This is a genomic window from Limnohabitans sp. (assembly GCF_044361645.1).
Lineage (GTDB): Bacteria > Pseudomonadota > Gammaproteobacteria > Burkholderiales > Burkholderiaceae_C > Limnohabitans_A.
The window spans coordinates 1-14,000 of record NZ_JBIKIL010000105.1 but is presented as its reverse complement, the minus strand read 5'-3'; the positions used below and the strand labels follow the sequence as shown (position 1 = coordinate 14,000).

Genomic DNA, 14,000 nt, shown 5'->3' with positions numbered 1-14,000 from the left:
GTCATTGCGAGCGAAGCGCGGCAATCCAATGACACGCAGGCTGCATCGCCACGACGTGCCACAGCTCGCGACGACAAAGCCTCCGTCATTGCGAGCGAAGCGCGGCAATCCAGTCAACAAGCGCCAGTCACCCCCCAGCGCTACACCGCCTGGACCTTCGGCGAACTGCCCGAACTGATGGAAATCAGCAAAGGAGGTCAAACCCTGATCGGCTTCCCCGCGCTGGTGGACATGCAAGACGCCGTCGCCATCGAAGTGTTTGACGAGCCCGACGTTGCCGCCGCCAAAAACCGTGCGGGCCTGCGCCGCCTGTTTGCGTTGCAGATCAAAGACGCGCTCAAGTACCTTGAGAAAAACCTCCCCGACCTGCAAAAAATGGCCGTGGCATTCATGCCTTTGGGCACCGCCGACGAGCTCAAAGCCCAGATCATCGACGTGGCACTCGACCGCGCCTTCTTGCTCGATACGCTGCCCAATGACGAGCTGACTTTCAAGCGCCGTATCGAAGAAGGCCGGGGGCGTCTCACCCTGATCGCCAACGAAGTGGCCCGGCTGGCGGGCAGCATCTTGCTGGAGTTTGGCGCGGCCACCCGCAAAATCAAAGACAGCAAAAACGCCCCCGACGCGACGGCCGACTGCACAGCGCAACTGCAACGCCTGATGCCCAAAAACTTCATGGCCGCCACGCCGTGGCCGCAGTTGCAGCACTGTGCCCGCTACCTCAAGGCCATCACCCTGCGCCTGGACAAATACCGCGCCGACCCCGCCCGCGACGCGCTGCGCTTGGCAGAGATCAAACCGCAAGAACAACGCTACTGGCGTCTGGTGGCCGATCGCAAAGGCGCGCAAGACGCCCGCATGCTGGAGTTCCGCTGGCTACTGGAAGAGCTGCGCGTGAGCTTCTTCGCGCAAGAGTTGCGCACGCCGCAGCCGGTCAGCATCAAGCGGTTGGAGAAGGCTTGGGGGCAGTTGAACCATTGAGGGGGCGTTTGGTATTTGACGCGCATTGCTTTTAATAAACAAATTGTTTATGATTGAGGCATGATCGAAAGCTTTGCCAGTGACGAAACTGAGCGCTTGTTTGCGACAGGCAAATCACGTCGCTTGCCACCGGAGATCCTCAAGCGTGCCGTGATGAGATTGACTCAGCTGCATGCGGCGGTCGAAGTCGATGACTTGCGTATGCCCCCGTCCAACCGCTTGGAGGCGTTAACGGGTGATTTGGCAGGCAAATGGAACATTCGAGTGAATGACCGTTGGCGTTTGTGCTTTCGGTTTGAACATGGGCATGCGCATGACGTTGAAATAGTGGATGACCACTGAGGAGCGATGAAGATGATTGCCAAAAATCCTGTGGATGGTTTGCCAGCTGTTCACCCCGGTGAGTTCTTGCACGAGACACTGCAAGAACTGGCCATGACCCAAGCTGCATTCGCAGAAGCCATTGGGGTATCCGCCATGCGTGTGTCGCATTTGCTCAAAGGTGATCGCCCGGTGACAGCCGAATTGGCTCTTCGCCTTGGCCGTGCACTGGGGCAAACGCCGCAATATTGGCTCAACCTGCAATCTGCCTATGACCTGAAGATGGCGCAGATTGAAATGAAAGACAGCTTGAAAGATGTGCGCCTGCTGGCGCAGGCATGAGTTGCACATCATCGGACAAGTCGAAAATCGAGACCGTCGACAGCATCTGGAAGAATCTGAGCTTCGTTCCCAGTATGCTCACCCAGCAGACCGCGTTCTTTCAGTGCGACCTTGGCTTTTTCAAACGAGTGCACACGAAACATCAATGACGTTACCACCTGCAAGGGCCCCGCATGCAGGGACAGCATCATTTTGTCGCCCAAATCCCAGCAGTGATCCCGCCCAGCTATTCGCCGATAGACCAGGTCCCAGCCGCGCGCAGCGTGTTCAATATCCGGGACACTCATTCGGATTTCGGCCAAACCTGAAATTCCCAGGGCACCCCCGCCAGATTCAGACAACGCCTGCTTTTCGCGTCTGCGCCGTTCGGTGGCACCGAGCTTTTCTTTCCACGGAAAAATAAGCCCCTCGGGATGCCAATGACACAAGAACACTTGACACTTGGGCGCTGATATTTCCAACAACTGGGCCTTGGTGCAAGCGTTCAACTGCACACCATCAGCGCCAGATGTTCCAAAGGACTTTGCTGGCGTGCATGCAAACCCAATACCACGCAATTGCTCAACGGTCTTGGCTACGTCGTCGCAATCAACAGCAATGCCATGCACGAAAGGGATGAGTGGCTTGCCCTCTAACGGCAGGTCGCTGTTGTTGCTGGCTTGCCAGAACTCAATATTGGTGTTGCCAACGCTTACCCATGAGAACTTCGCAAAGGCAATCGATTGCAATGGCCAACTGACTGGCAACCCTAAAACTTCAGCGAACAGGCGATGTAATTTCTCAGCGTCATTCACGCGCACTGAAAGATGGTCGGGTTGCATTAAGTGAAAAGAGTTTTGCATGGTCAATCCCTTCAGAAGAGGAATTCAAGCAGCTCAAGCCTGCATCGGCTGCACCACCAACTTCACCCCCAGCGCCGTGCAGACGCGGGCAATCGTGTCAAAGCGCGGCTGCGATGTGGGGCGCAGGGCTTTGTAGAGGGCTTCGCGGGTCAGGCCGGAGGCTCGGGCCACTTCGGTCATGCCGCGTGCGCGGGCGATGTTGCCCAGGGCGAGGGTTAGCTCGGCGGGGTCGTTTTCTGCCAGCACCAGCGTCAGATAATTGGCCACGTCCTCGTCGGTCTGGAGGTATTCGGCCATGTCGAAGTCGGGCAGGTCGGCGGCTTTGATTTTTTCGGTCATGTTCTATGAACTGTTGAAGCTTGCTTCAGTGCAATGCTGCCAGCGCTGCTTCGGGCGCTTTGTCCAAGACCTTGAGCAAGGCCTTGGCCGCGCCTGTGGGGCTGCGTTTGCCTTGTTCCCAGTTGCGGATGGTTTCCAGTGACACATCGATGCGTGTAGCAAATTCAGCCTGGCTAAAGCCCAGACGGCGGCGCACGCGGCGGGCAAACTTGGCCGCGTCTTGCATGGCCAGTGCTTCGTCTTGCGCCATTTGCACGGCCATTTGCGCTTCTGTGGTGGCGTCGACCTGGGCGGGGTTGATTCGCCCGATGCTTTGCCCAGCCATCTTTGCGGGATCAATCTTCATTCGTGTCATTTTCATAGTGCTTGACCTCTCGGGTGTTGGCTTTTCTGGCGGAGATGATGCGGGTTGCGTTGGCGCGCGGGGTGTAGACCACCACAAAGATGCGTGACGCGATGCGCCCTGTGAGTTGAAATCGTTCTTCACCGTAGCTGTGTCGCTGGTCTGCGCGGATGAGTCGATGGGGGTCAAAGAAGGCTTGGGCTGCATAAGCAAAGTCGAACCCTCGTTCCTGAAAACAGGTTTCGCTTTTGGTTTCATCCCACTCGAATTCCATGGCTGAGTGTAGGCCAATGGCCTATATTTGGCAATCTGCGATATTTGTGGGCTTGCGTGAAGCTTTTATTTCCCCCCAGTCATCGGATGCTGCGATTGCACCGCACTCCCCAAATTCGCCATCACTTTGAAACCCGCAGTGATCCGTTGACGCGACCTGTTCAGGCAAACTACCCCCCTTCTTTTACCTCCCCCGCCGCTGATCGACCTTTTGTCGGCCGCTGGGACGCCTCTATTGCCCGGAAACACCGCATGGAAATCAAAGTCAATTTTCTCGACAAGCTTCGCCTGGAGGCTAAGTTTGACGACTTCACCGTGGTGGCCGATCAGCCTGTTCGTTACAAGGGCGATGGCTCGGCGCCGGGGCCGTTTGATTATTTTTTGGCGTCTTCGGCTTTGTGCGCGGCGTATTTTGTGAAGCTGTATTGCGAGACGCGCGGCATCTCCACTGAGCACATTCGCCTGTCGCAAAACAACATCGTGGACCCCGACAACCGTTACTTGCAGACCCTCCAAATTCAGGTGGAGTTGCCGGCCGACCTGTCCGACAAAGACCGCCAAGGCATCTTGCGGTCGATTGACCGCTGCACGGTCAAAAAGGCGATCCAAGCGGGCCCCACCTTCATCGTTGATGCGGTGGACAACTTGGATACCGACGCGCAGGCCTTGCTCACGCTCAAGCCCGAAGCGCAGGCACAGACCTTCATTGCGGGCAAGGACTTGCCGCTGGAGCAGACCATCGCCAACATGACGGCGGTGTTGGCGAACTTGGGCATCAAGATCGAGATCGCGTCCTGGCGCAACCTGGTGCCCAACGTCTGGTCGCTGCACATCCGCGACGCGCACTCGCCCATGTGCTTCACCAACGGCAAGGGCTCGAGCAAAGAGAGCGCCTTGGCCTCGGCTTTGGGTGAATACATCGAGCGCCTGAACAACAACCACTTTTACGCGGGCGTGTTTTTTGGCGAAGACATCGCCCAGGCCGATTTTGTGCACGACCCCCAAGAGCGTTGGTTTCAGCCCGGCAAACGCGATGCACTGCCCAAAGGCTTGTTGGACGAACATTGCTTGGCCATTTACAACCCCGACGGCGAGCTTAAAGCCTCGCACCTGTTCGACACCAACTCGGGCAAGCCCTCGCGCGGCATTTGTGCGCTGCCCTATGTGCGCCAGTCCGACGGCGAGGTGGTTTACTTCCCCTCCAACCTGGTGGAAAACCTGTTTGTCAGCAACGGCATGAGCGCGGGCAACACCTTGGTGGAAGCCCAAGTGCAGTGCCTGTCCGAAATTTTTGAGCGCGCCGTCAAGCGCGAGATCATCGAAAGTGAAATGGCTTTACCCGACGTGCCGCCAGCCGTGTTGGCGAATTACCCCGGCATCGTGGCGGGCATCGAGGCCTTGGAGGCGCAAGGCTTTCCGGTCTTGGTCAAAGACGCATCGCTCGGCGGTGTCTACCCGGTGATGTGCGTGACCCTGATGAACCCGCGCACCGGCGGTGTGTTCGCCTCCTTTGGCGCGCACCCGCGCATGGAGGTGGCGCTGGAGCGCAGCCTGACCGAGCTGCTGCAGGGCCGCAGTTTTGAGGGTCTGAATGATTTGCCAGCGCCCACCTTTGTCAGCAATGCGGTGACCGAGCCGAACAACTTTGTCGAGCACTTCATCGACTCCAGCGGCGTGGTGTCGTGGCGGTTTTTCAGCGCCCGGTCGGATCACGAATTTGTAGCCTGGGACTTTGCCGGGGAGGGCAACGATGCCACCGCCCAAGAGGCGGCCACGCTGTTTGGCATCTTGCAGGCCATGGGCAAACAAGCCTATGTGGCGGTGCACGACCAACTCGGTGCCATTGCTTGCCGCATCTTGGTGCCCGGTTATTCCGAGGTTTACCCGGTGGACGATTTGATTTGGGACAACACCAACAAAGCCCTCTTGTTCCGCGCCGATGTGCTCAATCTGCATAAATTGGACGACGCGGCGCTGGCGGCTCTGCTCGAGCGGTTGGAGAACAACGAACTCGACGATTACCTGGACATTGCCACGCTGATCGGCATCGCCTTTGACGAGAACACGGTGTGGGGGCAGCTGACGGTGATGGAGCTCAAGCTCTTGATTCATTTGGCCTTGCAGCAGCTGGAACAGGCCCACGAACGGGTGGGCGCATTCCTGCAGTACAACGACAACACGCTGGAGCGCCGCTTGTTTTACCAAGCCGTGAACGTGGTGCTCGAGGTGACGTTGGACGAGGACTTGGCCTTGGCGGATTACGAGCTCAACTTCCGCCGCATGTTCGGCGACGAGCGCATGGCTGCAGCCACCGGCTCGGTGGACGGCAGCCTGCGCTTTCATGGCCTCACGCCCACCAGCCTCAAGCTAGAGGGCTTGGACCGGCACCAGCGCTTGCTCGACAGCTACCAAAAACTGCACACGGCGCGGGCGAGGGCGGCAGCGAAGCTGGCATTGGGCTGAAACCGCCACGCGGGCAGTTGCCCATGTCGCAGCCCATGTCGCAGCCCATGGCCTGCGCTATCCTTGCTGCTCCCTCAACTTTGTGCCTGCCATGTCCCCCACCAAGCGCCGCGTTCTGCAAGCCCTGTTGTACGAGGCCATCGCCATCGCGGTGGTCGGGCCCGTGTTGAGCCTGGCCTTTGACAAGTCGCCCACCTCCACATTCGGTCTGGCGGTGGTGCTGTCCACGATGGCGCTGACCTGGAACTATGTCTTCAACTGGCTTTTTGAGCGCTGGGAGGCTCGCCAATCTGTGCGGGGCCGCTCTTTGGCCCGGCGGCTGGCCCACGGGGCGGGTTTTGAGGGGGGCCTGGTGATCATCTTGCTGCCCGTCATGTCGCTGTGGCTCGACATTTCACTCACAGCCGCCTTGCTGGCCAATCTGGGCTTGCTCGCGTTCTTTTTCTTTTATGCCATCGGGTTCACCTGGTGCTTCGACCGGGTCTTTGGCTTGCCCGCCTCGGCGCGGGTGGACACCGCCGATCGGCTTTGATGGCGCTGCCCGCAGGCGGGATGTGTTGCGCGAGGGGTGTGGGCATTGTGCGGGGCCAAAGGCAGCTGGCTCAAAGTACGTGCCCTGCAATCGCTGGCCTTCAATCGGCACCGCAGTGGGGCACAAACCCTGGACACAAAACGCTTTGACAAGGCCTTTTGGGCATGTTTTGAGGGTTTTGACTGGGCGGTGTTGGGCCACATGCATGCCAAGGCGCCAAGCGCTCGATTGGCAAAGTGTTCAGCCCGTGTTGCGCAGCCCCGCCGCGATCCCATTGATGCTGATGTGGATGCCGCGCTGCACCCGCTCGTCGGCCAAGCCGGCCCGGTAGCGGCGGATCAGCTCAACTTGCAAGTGGTGCAGCGGGTCGATGTACGGAAAGCGGTGTCGAATCGAGCGGTCCAGCGCCGGGTTGCTGGCCAGTCGGTTTTTCTCACCCGTGATTTGGGTCAGCGCGTCAGCGGTGCGCTGCCATTCGGCCTCGATCGCGGTAAAGATTTTTTTGCGCAGGCGGGCGTCGCTGACCAACTCGGCGTAGCGCGAGGCCAGGGCCAAGTCGCTCTTGGCCAACACCATGTCCATGTTGGACAACAAGGTGCGGAAGAACGGCCATTGGCGGTACATTTTTTGCAGCAAGGCCAGTGCGGCTTGGCGTTCGGCCGCATCGGGTTTGTCCAAAAATGCGGCCACGGCTGAGCCAAAACCCAGCCAACCGGGCAGGGTCAGGCGGCATTGGCCCCAGCTGAAACCCCAGGGGATGGCCCGCAGGTCTTCGATTTTTTCCAGCGCTTTGCGCGATGCCGGGCGTGAGCCGATGTTCAGTTGGGTCAGCTCTTTGAGCGGTGTGGCACCAAAGAAGTAGTCGGTAAAGCCCGGTGTTTCGTAGACCAAGCCCCGGTAAGCGGCCATGCTGGCTTGCGACAAGCGTTCAGCGGCTGCCAAAAAGACCTTGGACGCGGGTTTGGTGGGCTGGAGCAAAGTCGCCTCCAAAGTGGCTGCGACCAAGGTTTCCAGGTTGCGGCGGCCAATTTCTGGATTGGCAAATTTGGCCCCGATCACCTCGCCTTGCTCGGTCAGGCGAATTTGCCCGCGCACCGTGCCCGGTGGCTGCGCCAAGATGGCCTGGTAGCTGGGGCCGCCGCCTCGGCCCACGGTGCCGCCCCGGCCATGGAACATGCGCAAGGTGATGCCGTGGCTGCGCGCCAAAGTGTCAAACAGCTCGACCAAGGCGATTTCGGCGCGGTACAGCTCCCAGTTGCTGGTGAAGATGCCGCCGTCTTTGTTGCTGTCCGAGTAGCCCAGCATGATGTCTTGTTCGCTCCCTGAGCGGGCGATCAGGGCGGCCACCCCGGGCAGGGCATAGAAGTCGCGCATGATGGGCGCTGCGTTGCGCAGGTCGTCGATGGTCTCGAACAAGGGCACCACGATCAGGTCGTTGCGGGCCTCACTGTCCAGTGTGCCGCGCATCAGGCCCACTTCTTTTTGCAGCAGCAGCACCTCGAGCAAGTCGCTCACGCTTTCGGTGTGGCTGATGATGTAGTGGCGTATGGCCTGCGGGCCAAAGCGGGCGCGCAGGCGCACTGCGGATGCAAAAATCGCCAACTCAGAATGCGCGTGGTCGCTGTACGCGGCGGCGTGCACGCGCAGCGGGCGGGCATCGTTCAACAGGCCCAGCAGCAGCCTTTGTTTGGCCTGTTCGCCCAGTTGGCTGTAGTGCGGCGCCACACGCGCCACGGCCAACAATTCGGCCACCACCTCTTCGTGCTTGTCTGAGCTTTGGCGCAGGTCCACCGTGGCCAAATGAAAGCCAAACACCGCCACGGCGCGGATCAGCGGGTGCAGGCGCTGCGCGGCCAGCGCCTGGGCTTGGTGGCTCAAGAGTGAGGCTTCGATCAGCCGCAAGTCGGCCAAAAACGCCTCGGCGTCGGGGTAGGGGCTTTGCGGCGCCACGGCATGCCGGGCGGCTTCTCCGCCGGTCAAGTGGCTCAGCGTGGCGGCTAAGCGGGCGTAGATGCCAGTGAGCGCCCGGCGGTAGGGCTCGTCTTGGCGGTGTGCGTTGGTGTCGGGCGAGCGCTCGGCCAAGGCCAACATCTCGGGGCCAAAAGGCACCAGCATGGCCGACAACGACAGCTCACCACCCAATAAGTGCACCTCGGTCAGGTAGTGGCGCAGGGCCACGTCGCTTTGACGCGACAAGGCTTGTTCCAGCGTGGCGGCGGTGACGTTGGGGTTGCCGTCGCGGTCGCCGCCTATCCACTGCCCCATGCGCAAAAAGCTGGCAATCGGCTGGCCGGGCAGGGCCTGCTCCAGTTCGGCATACAGCTTGGGGATCTCGCGCAAAAACGTGGCTTCGTAGTAGCTCAAGGCGTTCTCGATCTCGTCGGCCACGGTCAGCTTGGTAAAGCGCAGCAAGCGGGTTTGCCACAGTTGCATGACCCGGGCGCGCATTTGCTGCTCGTTGGCGGCCAGCTCTTTGGGGCTGAGCGCGTCTTTGGCGGCGTTCACGGCAGCGGCGCGGGCCTTGATGGCGTCGCGCTCGGTCAGCAAGTGGGCGATGTCGCGCTCAGCATCCAAAATGCTTTTACGCTGTACTTCGGTGGGGTGGGCGGTGAGCACCGGCGAGACATAGCTGGTGGCCAGCATGGCCGAGATGCTTTGGGGCGTGATGCCCGCCCAGCGCAGGCGCTGCAGGGCCACGTCGATGCTGCCCTCTTGCGTGTGGCCGGCCCGTTCGTGCAGGGCACGGCGGCGGATGTGGTGGCGGTCTTCGGCCAAATTGGCCAGGTGCGAAAAGTAGGTGAAGGCGCGGATCACGCTCACAGCGCGCTCGCCAGACAGGTTTTTGAGCAGTTTTTTCAGCGCCTTGTCGGCTTCTTGGTCGGCATCGCGCCTGAAAGCCACTGAGAGCTGGCGGATTTGCTCGACCAAGTCATAGGCCTCGGGGCCTTCTTGCAGCCGAATGACATCGCCCAGCAGGCGGCCCAGCAGGCGGATGTCTTCGGTCAGGGGGCGCTCGCTGTCGCGTTGGGCTCGGGTAGGGCCTTTGGTATGCCCCTTGGTTTGAGCGGAATGGCTTGGGTCGGGGATGGCCTGTTTCATGGGTGTTGTGCGCCTGAGGGGGTGGGTATGGGGTCGGGTGGTACGGGCTGTCTGGGGTGGGTCACGGGGTGTCAGTTTGCCTTGACATCATGCTAGCATCGCCGCGAGAGACAAAATTACCAGTTGGTTTCATTCGGATGGGATCAGCATCATTTTCAGGAAACCCGCCGTGACCGAGTCCAAGCTGCCCACCATCGTCATCGCCACCCGTGAGAGCCGCTTGGCTTTGTGGCAAGCCGAGCATGTGAAATCCTTGCTGGAGGGCCTGGGCTGCCAAGTCCGCTTGTTGGGCATGACCACGCAGGGCGACCAAATCCTGGACCGCAGCTTGTCCAAAGTGGGTGGCAAGGGCCTGTTCGTCAAAGAGCTGGAAGTCGCGCTGCAAGAAGGCCACGCCGACATCGCGGTGCACTCGCTCAAAGACGTGCCCATGGACATGCCCGAGGGCTTTGAGCTGGCCTGCATCATGGAACGCGAGGACCCGCGAGACGCCTGGGTCTCGCCCCAATACGCCCGCCTGGAAGATTTACCGTCTGGTGCGGTGGTGGGCACCTCCAGTTTGCGTCGCACAGTTTTGCTGCGTGCGCTTCGGCCTGACTTGAAGATCGAGCCCCTGCGTGGCAATTTGGACACGCGTTTGCGCAAACTCGACGAAGGCCAATACGCTGGCATTGTGCTGGCCGCAGCAGGTCTCAAGCGCTTGGGCTTGGTGGCGCGCATTCGGCATATTTTTGAGACCGAACAAATGCTGCCCGCCGCAGGGCAGGGCGCTTTGGGCATCGAGATCCGCAGCGATCGGGCCGATTTGCGCGCCTTGTTGGCCTCTTTGGCCGATGCCCCCTCGTGGCGGCGGGTGGCGGCCGAGCGTGCAGTCAGCCGCGCCATGGGCGGCAGCTGCTCCATGCCTTTGGCAGCGCACGCCACCATCGCAGGTGGGGTGCTGCAGCTGCAAGCGGCCTGGGGCGACCCGGAGGGCAGCACCACCTTGGTCACCGCCGAGGCCCAAGTCGGCAACGATGGCCTGGCAGCGGCCGAGGCGCTGGGCCTGAGGGTGGCGCAGGCGCTGCGCGCCGGCGGCGCGCGCTGAACTGGGGCGCGGACATGGCGCGCGTGACCGGCCCGGCAAGCACTGTTTCTGACCCGCGCAAGCGGGTGATCGTGACCCGGCCAGCACACGATGCCCAGGTTTGGGCCGAGGCCCTGCAGGCGCAGGGCGTGGCCTGCGCAAGCTTTCCCCTGATCGAAATTGCAGCGCTGCCCGAGCCGTCGGCTTTGACCCAAGCTTGGCAGGCAGTGCCGCACTGCTGGGCAGTGATGTTTGTGAGCGCCAATGCCGTGCGGTTTTTCATGGCCGCAAGGCCCGAGGGCTTGGACATTTCTCACTGCCGTGCGTGGTCAACGGGGCCTGGGACGCGGGCTGCATTGGCCGCAGCGGGCTGGCCTGCCGAGCTGATCGACTCTCCAGACGAGGCAGCCACGCAGTTTGACTCCGAGGCCTTGTGGGCCCTGGTGTCGGCGCGTGTGCGCGCAAGTGTGGACGCCGCGGCTCAAGCGCCCACAGTGTTGCTTGTTCGCGGGGCCGATGCGCTGGGCCTATTGGCTGGCCGCGATTGGCTGGCGCTGACCTTGCAGGGGGCCGGTATGCGCGTGCTCCAGACGGTGGCCTATGTGCGACAAGCACCGGTGTTGACGCTGGCGCAGCAGCGCTGGGCTGTGCAAGCGGTAAGCGATGGTTGGTGGTGGTTGTTCAGCAGTTCCGAGGCGGCGCAGCACCTGCTGCAAACTTGCCCCGACTTGGCCTTGGGCAAGGGGCGTGCTTTGGCCACGCACCCACGCATTGCCCAGCGGCTGCAAAGCGCAGGCTGGGGCAGCGTGAGTCTGGTGCCCGCAGGTTTGGCCGCACAGGCGCAGTCTATAAAATCGCTGCCATGACCTCTTCGCCCGATGCTTCTTTAGTCGCCCCCAACGTGGCCCAACCCGCCCTGTTGCCAAGTGCTCGAATGCCAACGGCGCGCTTGTGGATGGCAACGCTGCTGGTGGCTGCCTTGACGGCATTGGGTTTGGTGTCGTCGGTGATGCTGTGGCAAAAGCTCTCACGCATACAAGAGCAGTTGGCCCAGCAAAGCGCGGCTTCGACCTTGCAAGCCACAGAGGCCAAAGCTTGGGCCAAGCAAGCGCTGGAGACGGTGCAAGACAGTGCGGCTCGCGTGGCGCTCATGGAGGCCCGCGTGTCTGAGGTGGCCCTGCAGCGCAGCCAGCTTGAGGACCTGATGCAAAGCCTTTCGCGCACACGCGATGAAAATTTGGTCGGTGACATCGAGACCGCCTTGCGCATTGCCCAACAGCAAGCCCATATGGTGGGCTCCACCGAGCCTTTGGTGAGCGCCTTGGTGGCCGCGCAAAAACGCGTGCAACGGGCTACCCAGCCGCGCTTGTTGCCGGTGTTGCGGGCGCTGGAAAAAGATGCAGAGCGCTTGAACAGCCTGCCCGCCTTTGATTTGCCGGGTTTGATGCTCAAACTCGAAGAAGGCGTGAATTTGGTGGACGGTTTGTCTTTGGCCAACGATCAAATGGTGTCGCAAACCCAAATGCGCCAGCAGGCAGAGACCTTGGCCAAGCCTGCGCCACAGGCTTGGTGGCAGCTGGGTTTGAACCGCATGGGCGACGAGTTCAAAAGTTTGCTCAGAGTCAGCCGCATCGACGTGCCCGAGGCGGCCTTGATGTCGCCTGAGCAGGCTTTTTTTGTGCGAGAAAATCTCAAGCTCAAGTTGCTGAATGCTCGGCTGGGCATGTTGGCGCGGCAAAAAGACGGGGTTCGCGCCGATTTGGGTTCAGCAGCGGTGCTGGTGCGCCGTTACGCTGACCCCCAATCGCGGCGCACGGTTTTGTTGCTGCAATTGCTGGAACAAACCAGTGAACAAGTGCGCACCAGCGAGGTGCCGCGCATTGAGGCTTCGCTGGCCGCTTTGAACACCGCTGCGGCAGTCAGGTAAAACCCATGCGCGCTGCCCTGTGGCTCATCGTGTTGTTCGCCTTGGCCGCCGCTGCGGCTTGGCTGGCGGGCAACAACCAGGGTGTGGTGACCCTGTTTTTGTTCCCGCATCGGGTGGACATTTCGCTCAACTTGGCGTTGTTGCTGGTTTTTTCGTTCGTGCTGCTGGTGGTTTTGGTGCAGCGGGCACTGGGTGCTTTTTTGGCCTTGCCTAAGAGGGCCCAACTTTGGCGCTTGCAGCAAAAAGAACGCGCCAGCCATGCGGCCATGTTGGATGCCATTGGCCATTTCATGGCCGGTCGGTTTTTGCGCGCTCGAAAAGCCGCATTGCAAACCTTGGACAAAGAAGCCTTGCTCCATGGCGCTGGCGTGACGCTGGACCACGCGGTGTCGCTGCGCGCTTTGGCCCACATCATGGCGGCCGAATCGAGCCACGCTTTGCAAGACAAAGTGCAGCGTGAACACCATTGGGATCAAGCCATGCTGCAGCTGCAAGCGGGCCAGGGCATTGGTCGGCAATCTTGGCTCGAAGGCGCACAACTGCGGTCTGCGCGTTGGCTGCTCGATGACCGCGATGCCGCGGCCAGTTTGGCCTGTTTGCAAAACTTACCCCCAGCAGTGGGGCGGCGCATGGTGGCCATGCGCTTGCACTTGAAGGCGGCGCGCTTGGCTGGGCAACCGGCGCAGGCATTGGAGACGGCTTTGTTGCTGGCCAAGCACCGCGCGTTTTCGCCCGTGGCGGCCGAAAGTTTGGTGACCCGCCTGATTTTGGAGCTGATCGAACAAACCCACGATGTGGATGTGCTGCAGCGCGTGTGGCTTCGCTTGACGCCCAGCCAGCGCCACCTGCCTGATGTGGCGGCCGAGGCCGTGTTGCGCTGCTTGAAGCTGGGCGGCAAGGCTGACACAGCCCGACTTTGGCTGCAAGATTTGTGGGCACCAGTTCAAGCGCCTCCTGCGAATTGGTCTGCACACCAGCTTTTGCAAGTGGTTTTGGCTTTTGATGCTTGCTTGCCCGGGCTCGACGAGGAAGATGCCTTTGCATGGCTCTCGCGTGTCGAGAGTGCGCAGCAGTCACAGCCCCGTGCGCCACATCTGCAATACCTCGCTGGCATGCTGTGCCTGCGCCATCGTCTTTGGGGCAAAGCCCAAAGCCTGCTGACTTTGTCGGTCAAAAACCTGCAAGCGCCGCCTTTGCAAAGAAAAGCTTGGATTGCTTTGGCCGAGCTGGCCACGCAGCGGCAAGACCCCGCTCAGGCCTTGGCAGCTTGGCAGCAGGCGGCGCTGGTTCGGCCAGACTGAGTGCCCCCAACGTACAGCCTGTACGGGGCCCTCAAGGCGAAAAAAAACCGGGTCAAGAACCCGGTTTTTTTGTTGTGCGCCCAGCATGGGCGCACTCCTACGGGTGCAAGTCCCGTCGCAAGTTGATCACGACGAGCGAAGTGAAGCGCAACTGCATGAGGGTGACCGAGT

14 protein-coding genes are annotated in these 14,000 nt (G+C 61.0%); 9 read left to right on the top strand and 5 right to left on the bottom strand.

The window, feature by feature from the left end:
• The 3 genes from ACIQ39_RS14855 to ACIQ39_RS14845 all read left to right on the top strand — a co-directional run.
• Positions 1-981 (top strand): DUF3418 domain-containing protein (locus ACIQ39_RS14855; RefSeq protein WP_396435382.1); only part of this gene is annotated, 981 nt, incomplete at its 5' end.
• 60 nt (positions 982-1,041) lie between these two features.
• The gene (locus ACIQ39_RS14850) at positions 1,042-1,323 is read left to right on the top strand and encodes a type II toxin-antitoxin system RelE/ParE family toxin (protein WP_396435381.1); all 282 of its coding nucleotides are present in this window, start codon (positions 1,042-1,044) and stop codon (positions 1,321-1,323) included.
• A 12-nt stretch (positions 1,324-1,335) separates the two neighbouring features.
• On the top strand, positions 1,336-1,644 hold the full coding sequence (locus ACIQ39_RS14845) for a HigA family addiction module antitoxin (protein WP_396435380.1): 309 nt from the start codon (positions 1,336-1,338) through the stop codon (positions 1,642-1,644).
• A gap of 8 nt (positions 1,645-1,652) precedes the next feature.
• Here the strand turns inward: ACIQ39_RS14845 and ACIQ39_RS14840 are convergent, their stop codons facing one another.
• The 4 genes from ACIQ39_RS14840 to ACIQ39_RS14825 are packed head-to-tail and all read right to left on the bottom strand — an operon-like array spanning position 1,653 to position 3,442.
• Positions 1,653-2,486, bottom strand: coding sequence for a VOC family protein (locus tag ACIQ39_RS14840; RefSeq protein WP_396435379.1), 834 nt, complete (start codon positions 2,484-2,486; stop codon positions 1,653-1,655).
• Positions 2,487-2,519: 33 nt separating this feature from the next.
• Positions 2,520-2,825 carry an addiction module antidote protein gene (locus tag ACIQ39_RS14835; RefSeq protein WP_396435378.1) on the bottom strand — a complete coding sequence of 102 codons (306 nt, stop codon included), beginning with the start codon at positions 2,823-2,825 and terminating at the stop codon, positions 2,520-2,522.
• A gap of 25 nt (positions 2,826-2,850) precedes the next feature.
• Complete coding sequence (locus ACIQ39_RS14830; RefSeq protein ID WP_396435377.1) at positions 2,851-3,171, bottom strand: helix-turn-helix domain-containing protein; 321 nt, start codon at positions 3,169-3,171, stop codon at positions 2,851-2,853.
• Positions 3,161-3,442, bottom strand: a complete 282-nt coding sequence (locus tag ACIQ39_RS14825; protein WP_396435376.1) for a BrnT family toxin — start codon at positions 3,440-3,442, stop codon at positions 3,161-3,163. Before ACIQ39_RS14825 ends, ACIQ39_RS14830 begins: the two co-directional genes overlap by 11 nt.
• A gap of 251 nt (positions 3,443-3,693) precedes the next feature.
• Between ACIQ39_RS14825 and ACIQ39_RS14820 the strand changes: the two genes are divergently transcribed.
• Together ACIQ39_RS14820 and ACIQ39_RS14815 are read left to right on the top strand one after the other, a co-directional pair.
• Positions 3,694-5,904, top strand: a complete 2,211-nt coding sequence (locus ACIQ39_RS14820; RefSeq protein WP_396435375.1) for an OsmC domain/YcaO domain-containing protein — start codon at positions 3,694-3,696, stop codon at positions 5,902-5,904.
• Positions 5,905-5,995: 91 nt separating this feature from the next.
• A complete protein-coding gene (locus ACIQ39_RS14815) occupies positions 5,996-6,436 on the top strand; it encodes a PACE efflux transporter (RefSeq protein WP_396435374.1) in 441 nt (146 codons plus the stop codon).
• Positions 6,437-6,676: 240 nt separating this feature from the next.
• On the opposite strand, the gene ppc is transcribed toward ACIQ39_RS14815, so the two are convergent.
• Positions 6,677-9,535: a phosphoenolpyruvate carboxylase gene (ppc, locus tag ACIQ39_RS14810; protein WP_396435373.1), complete on the bottom strand. Its 2,859-nt coding sequence runs from the start codon at positions 9,533-9,535 to the stop codon at positions 6,677-6,679.
• A 169-nt stretch (positions 9,536-9,704) separates the two neighbouring features.
• Here ppc and hemC point away from each other — a divergent pair, with 169 nt between their 5' ends.
• The 4 genes from hemC to ACIQ39_RS14790 are packed head-to-tail and all read left to right on the top strand — an operon-like array spanning position 9,705 to position 13,829.
• Positions 9,705-10,622, top strand: coding sequence for a hydroxymethylbilane synthase (hemC, locus tag ACIQ39_RS14805; RefSeq protein ID WP_396435372.1), 918 nt, complete (start codon positions 9,705-9,707; stop codon positions 10,620-10,622).
• Between the two features lie 14 nt (positions 10,623-10,636).
• A complete protein-coding gene (locus ACIQ39_RS14800) occupies positions 10,637-11,467 on the top strand; it encodes a uroporphyrinogen-III synthase (RefSeq protein ID WP_396435371.1) in 831 nt (276 codons plus the stop codon).
• Positions 11,464-12,528: a uroporphyrinogen-III C-methyltransferase gene (locus tag ACIQ39_RS14795; protein ID WP_396435370.1), complete on the top strand. Its 1,065-nt coding sequence runs from the start codon at positions 11,464-11,466 to the stop codon at positions 12,526-12,528. The genes ACIQ39_RS14800 and ACIQ39_RS14795 overlap by 4 nt, the downstream gene beginning before the upstream one ends.
• Positions 12,529-12,533: 5 nt before the next feature.
• The gene (locus tag ACIQ39_RS14790; RefSeq protein ID WP_396435369.1) at positions 12,534-13,829 is read left to right on the top strand and encodes a heme biosynthesis HemY N-terminal domain-containing protein; all 1,296 of its coding nucleotides are present in this window, start codon (positions 12,534-12,536) and stop codon (positions 13,827-13,829) included.
• Positions 13,830-14,000 lie beyond the last annotated feature (171 nt).

Coding starts and splice junctions, on each gene's coding strand:
- ACIQ39_RS14850 (WP_396435381.1), top strand. CDS start 1,042: ATGATCGAAAGCTTTGCCAGTGACGAAACTGAGCGCTTGTTTGCGACA.
- ACIQ39_RS14845 (WP_396435380.1), top strand. CDS start 1,336: ATGATTGCCAAAAATCCTGTGGATGGTTTGCCAGCTGTTCACCCCGGT.
- ACIQ39_RS14840 (WP_396435379.1), bottom strand. CDS start 2,486: ATGCAAAACTCTTTTCACTTAATGCAACCCGACCATCTTTCAGTGCGC.
- ACIQ39_RS14835 (WP_396435378.1), bottom strand. CDS start 2,825: ATGACCGAAAAAATCAAAGCCGCCGACCTGCCCGACTTCGACATGGCC.
- ACIQ39_RS14830 (WP_396435377.1), bottom strand. CDS start 3,171: ATGAAGATTGATCCCGCAAAGATGGCTGGGCAAAGCATCGGGCGAATC.
- ACIQ39_RS14825 (WP_396435376.1), bottom strand. CDS start 3,442: ATGGAATTCGAGTGGGATGAAACCAAAAGCGAAACCTGTTTTCAGGAA.
- ACIQ39_RS14820 (WP_396435375.1), top strand. CDS start 3,694: ATGGAAATCAAAGTCAATTTTCTCGACAAGCTTCGCCTGGAGGCTAAG.
- ACIQ39_RS14815 (WP_396435374.1), top strand. CDS start 5,996: ATGTCCCCCACCAAGCGCCGCGTTCTGCAAGCCCTGTTGTACGAGGCC.
- ppc (WP_396435373.1), bottom strand. CDS start 9,535: ATGAAACAGGCCATCCCCGACCCAAGCCATTCCGCTCAAACCAAGGGG.
- ACIQ39_RS14800 (WP_396435371.1), top strand. CDS start 10,637: ATGGCGCGCGTGACCGGCCCGGCAAGCACTGTTTCTGACCCGCGCAAG.
- ACIQ39_RS14795 (WP_396435370.1), top strand. CDS start 11,464: ATGACCTCTTCGCCCGATGCTTCTTTAGTCGCCCCCAACGTGGCCCAA.
- ACIQ39_RS14790 (WP_396435369.1), top strand. CDS start 12,534: ATGCGCGCTGCCCTGTGGCTCATCGTGTTGTTCGCCTTGGCCGCCGCT.